Source organism: Microbacterium sp. H6 (assembly GCF_003314775.1).
In the GTDB taxonomy this organism is placed as follows: Bacteria; Actinomycetota; Actinomycetes; order Actinomycetales; family Microbacteriaceae; genus Microbacterium; species Microbacterium oxydans.
In genome coordinates this window covers 38,965-43,574 of the sequence record NZ_QOAY01000047.1, presented here as the reverse complement: position 1 = coordinate 43,574, position 4,610 = coordinate 38,965, and the positions used below count along the sequence as shown (strand labels likewise).

General features: G+C 68.0%; 3 protein-coding genes and 1 pseudogene. 2 read left to right on the top strand and 2 right to left on the bottom strand.

The window, feature by feature from the left end:
• A pseudogene (locus tag DSP71_RS03035) lies at positions 1–423 on the top strand (hypothetical protein); the annotation flags it as partial.
• 94 nt (positions 424–517) lie between these two features.
• Here DSP71_RS03035 and DSP71_RS03030 read toward each other — a convergent pair.
• Positions 518–976 (bottom strand): N-acetyltransferase, encoded by a 459-nt coding sequence (locus tag DSP71_RS03030; RefSeq protein ID WP_046748828.1) that lies wholly within the window; start codon positions 974–976, stop codon positions 518–520.
• A gap of 175 nt (positions 977–1,151) precedes the next feature.
• Here DSP71_RS03030 and DSP71_RS03025 point away from each other — a divergent pair, with 175 nt between their 5' ends.
• Entirely contained in the window at positions 1,152–3,371 is a 2,220-nt protein-coding gene (locus DSP71_RS03025) for an NADP-dependent isocitrate dehydrogenase (protein ID WP_113680331.1), read from the top strand.
• A gap of 84 nt (positions 3,372–3,455) precedes the next feature.
• Here DSP71_RS03025 and DSP71_RS03020 read toward each other — a convergent pair.
• Positions 3,456–4,610 (bottom strand): L,D-transpeptidase family protein (locus DSP71_RS03020; RefSeq protein ID WP_258546237.1); only part of this gene is annotated, 1,155 nt, incomplete at its 5' end.

Genomic DNA, 4,610 nt, shown 5'->3' with positions numbered 1-4,610 from the left:
CGACTCCACGCCGCGCATGACGCGGTGACGGCACGCTGGATGCGTTACGAGACCGACCCCGCTCTGCAGATCTCCTATCCGGCGATGACCGACGTGAAGTCCGCGGAGACGGCCGCATACTTCCGTGCCGCCGGACACGCGACGGAGATGCGCCGCGCGGCCTCCGGACGCATCACCCCGGCTGAGTTCGCCGCCTATCGTGACGCTGTCGCCGAGCTCGAGCGGGCGTTCGAAGCCGCCGAACACGCCGCGAAGGTGCACGCGGGGGAGGCGCCGGCGACGCCGGCGTGGCAGGATGCCGCTCAAGACATGCTGAACCGTTCCGCCGAGGCCATCGATCGCGCTGCCGGAGCGGCCGCGGCCGCTCTCTCATCGTGGACGAGCCGGCGGAAACCCGGGGGCACCCCCGACGACCGTTCCTGAGAACCCGCCAGGGCTGTGAGAGCGCTCCCCCGAAGGGGAGTGAAGGGCGACGAGGTCTCGATGGGGGAGGGGATTCGAGACCCCGCCGCCCGGTCTAGGACGTGACCCGGATCTCGGCGATGACCTCGCCGTAGGCCGTCTCCCCGACGGGGGTGAAGCCGACGCGACGGAAGAAGGCCTCCGGGCCGTCCTCGCCGGCTTCGTAGATCACGTTGACGTGGTCGACTCCGCGTTCACGCGCCTCGTCGATGAGCGCCTCGACGGCGAAGCGGCCGACGCCGCGACCCTGGTCGTCCGCGTCGACGTTGATGCGCCACAGCACGGAGCGGAAGTGCTCCTCCGGGGCCTCGTCGTCGAAGTTGGCGCTGACGAAGCCGACGACCTCGTTGCGGTCCAGGATCACCCGCTGCCAGGAGGTCTGCGGGTTGATGACGGTCGCGGCGATCCCGTAAGAGACCGGAGCGAGGAACTGCTCCTGTCCGGGCTTGAGCGACAGGTTGTTCACGGCGACGATCGTCGCAGCGGAGAGTTCGACCATGCGCAGTTCGGACATGGACCCAGGCTAACCCCTCCGGAGAGGCGGGACACGTTTCCGACGAAGATTTCGCCCCTCTGTGGCCGTTCGTCGACATGGGGTGGTCGGCGGTCGCAGGCGCGGACCACAGGGCCAGACCGGCTCAGGTATCTTGGTATCGAGACAAATTTCCCCGCGAACGGAGTACCTCCCGGTGACCGACGACGCCATCATCTACACGTACACAGACGAGGCACCGGCGCTCGCCACCGCCTCGTTCCTCCCGATCATCCAGGCATACACCGGCCAGGCCGGCATCGAGGTCGAGACGCGCGACATCTCGCTAGCCGGACGCATCCTCGCCGCCTTCCCGCAGAAGCTCACTCCCGAGCAGCAGGTGGGTGACGCTCTCGCCGAGCTCGGTGGCCTCGCCACCCTCCCCGAGGCCAACATCATCAAGCTGCCGAACATCTCGGCGTCCATCCCGCAGCTGAAGGGTGCGATCGCCGAGCTGCAGAAGCAGGGCTTCGACATCCCCGACTTCCCGGACGAGCCGACCTCCCTGGAGGAGAAGGACGTCCGCGCCCGCTACGACCGCATCAAGGGCTCCGCAGTGAACCCCGTGCTGCGCGAGGGCAACAGCGACCGTCGCGCACCGCTCGCGGTGAAGAACTACGCCAAGAAGCACCCGCACCGCAACAAGCCTTTCGCGGACGGCTCGAAAACCCGCGTCGCGACCTTGGGCCACGACGACTTCAAGCACAACGAGCGCTCGTGGGTCGCGGCCCACGACGACGTCCTCTCGTTCCGTCACACGGCGCAGGACGGCACCGTCACGATCCTCAAGGAGGGCCTCAAGGTCCTCCCGCGTGAGATCATCGACGCCACGTTCCTCTCCGCGAAGGAGCTGGACGCGTTCCTCGCGGAGACGCTCGAGGCGGCCAAGGCCGACGACGTGCTCTACTCCGTGCACCTCAAGGCCACGATGATGAAGGTCAGCGACCCGATCATCTTCGGTCACGTCGTGAAGGCGTTCTTCAAGAACGTCTTCGACCAGTACGGCACGCAGCTCGCCGAAGCCGGACTCAGCGCGAACGACGGCCTCGGCTCGATCCTTGCAGGCCTGTCGAATGTCGCCGGTGGCGAGGAGATCGCTGCGGCGTTCGACAAGGCCATCGCCGAGGGGCCGCGCCTGTCGTACGTGAACTCCGACAAGGGGATCACCAACCTCCACGTGCCCAGCGATGTCATCGTCGACGCGTCGATGCCCGCCCTCGTCCGCAACGGTGGGAAGCTCTGGGGCAAGGACGGCGAGGAGGCCGACACGATCGCGGTCATCCCGGACTCGTCCTACGCGAGCGTCTACCAGGCCGTCATCGACGATGTGATCGCGAACGGCCCGCTCGACCCCGCCACGATCGGTACCGTCCCGAACGTGGGTCTCATGGCGCAGGCGGCCGAGGAATACGGCAGCCACGACAAGACCTTCGAGATCGCGGCGGACGGCATCGTCCAGGTGCTCGACAGCGAGGGCACCGTGCTCATCGAGCACGAGGTCGGCAAGGGCGACATCTGGCGCGCGACGCAGACCAAGCACATCCCCGTCATGGACTGGGTCAAGCTCGCCGTGACGCGTGCACGCGCGACCGGCGACCCCGCCGTGTTCTGGCTGGACGCGAACCGCTCGCACGACGCCCAGATCATCGCGAAGGTGCACCAGGGCCTCGCCACGCTCGACACCAAGGGCCTGACGATCACGATCCTCGCGCCGGAAGAGGCCACGCGGTACACGCTCGCCCGCATGCGTCACGGGCTCGACACCATCTCGGTGACCGGCAACGTGCTGCGTGACTACCTGACCGACCTGTTCCCGATCCTCGAGGTCGGCACGAGCGCCAAGATGCTCTCGATCGTGCCGCTGCTCGCCGGTGGTGGGCTGTTCGAGACGGGTGCCGGTGGTTCCGCTCCCAAGCACGTGCAGCAGCTGGTCGAGCAGAACTACTTGCGCTGGGACTCGCTGGGTGAGTTCTTCGCGCTGGCGGCTTCGCTCGAGCACTTCGCCGACCGCACGGGCAACGACAAGGCCCGCGTGCTTGCGGAGACGCTGGACGCCGCGACCGGAACCTTCCTCGAGGAGGACCGCTCGCCCGGTCGTGCGCTCGGCACGATCGACAACCGCGGCAGCCACTTCTACCTCGGCCTGTACTGGGCGAAGGAGCTGGCAGCGCAGACGAAGGATGCCGAGCTCGCTGCGGCCTTCGCGCCGATCGCCGAGAAGCTCGCCGCGAACGAGGAGGCCATCGTCTCCGAGCTCAACGCCGTGCAGGGACAGCCCGCGGAGATCGGCGGGTACTACCGTCCGGACGAGAAGCTGGTCGAGGCCGTCATGCGTCCGTCCACGACGCTGAACACGATCGTCGACGCCCTGCGCTGAGACGAGCGAAGGGGGCGGATGCTTCGGCATCCGCCCCCTTCTTCGTGTTCGGCCCGTCTGCCCGAGCGAGCGCGGAGCGCTTCGTCAGTAGTGGACGGAGACCTCGAGCCCCTTGGGGGACCAGTCGTAGACGTACTTGGCGAGGTCGATCGGCAGGTTGACGCAACCGTGGCTCATGCGCTGGCCGAAGTTGTTGTGCCAGTACGTGCCGTGGAAGCCGATGTTCGGAGCGAACCAGGTGATCCAGGGCACGTCCTTCGTGCAGTACGGGGCGCCCTCGTAGCAGCCCATGTCCTGGATACGCGTGTGCGCGAACACCTTGAAGTTGCCGGTGGGCGTCAGAGTCCCTGGCAGGCCGGTGGACACGGCCCACGAGTTCACGACAGCGCCGTTCTCGTAGAGGACGGCCCGCTGCGAACTGAGGTTGATGTCGATGCGGCGGAACAGGTTCACCGTCTCGAAGGGCGTCTCGGTGACCGAGAGCGCGAAGGCTCCGTTTCCGGCTGCCAGCTGCTCGGCGAACTGGTCCGCGATGCCTGACGTGTCTCCCAGCGCTCGACCGGTGGCACCCTCCTGCTCCGCACGGAGCACGGTGCCGGCGGAGTCGACGATGTTGGTCGCGTTGACCGGCGCGCGGTCGACGACGGAGGGGAGACTGTCCACGGTGGCCTGGATCGCCTGGGGGTCGGCCTTGATGCTCAGCTGTCCGTCGTCATCGACGACCGTGAGCCAGGAGGCGGCGACGGCGGGATCGACCGGGACGGTCCGCTCCTCGCCGACGTAGAAGCCGACGGTGGGAAGCATCGTGTTGAGAGCGGTGGCGGTGGCGGTGGCGTCGTCATCGGAGACGGCCGGCGCGGCTTCCGCGGCGTCTCCCGAGTACTCGAGCGCGCTGCGACCCTCTTCGACGGCTGCCGTGAAGGCGGCGTTGAGGTCGGCGAGGTCGATCCCTGTTCCGGCCTCTGCCGGTGTGATCACGAAGGTGCCGCTGGCGGCATCGAAGACGACACCGGCATCCACCGGGTCGTCGAAGCTGGTCGGCACGGCGCCACGCAGCGCGGCGTCCGCCTTCGCGGTGTCGAAGGCGATCTCTGCGGGGACGGGGTCGCCCATCCAGGCGCCGAGGTTCCACAGCGGGTGCTCCGCGAAAGCCTTGTCGGCGAGAGCGGTGGCGTCGACGTCCGCACCGAGGTCGGCGCCGGTGAGGACGGTGCCGTCTCCCGCGCCGGTGAGCGTGAT

Bases quoted from the DNA above. Each gene is read 5' to 3' on its own strand.
- DSP71_RS03030 (WP_046748828.1), bottom strand. From the start codon at position 976: ATGTCCGAACTGCGCATGGTCGAACTCTCCGCTGCGACGATCGTCGCC.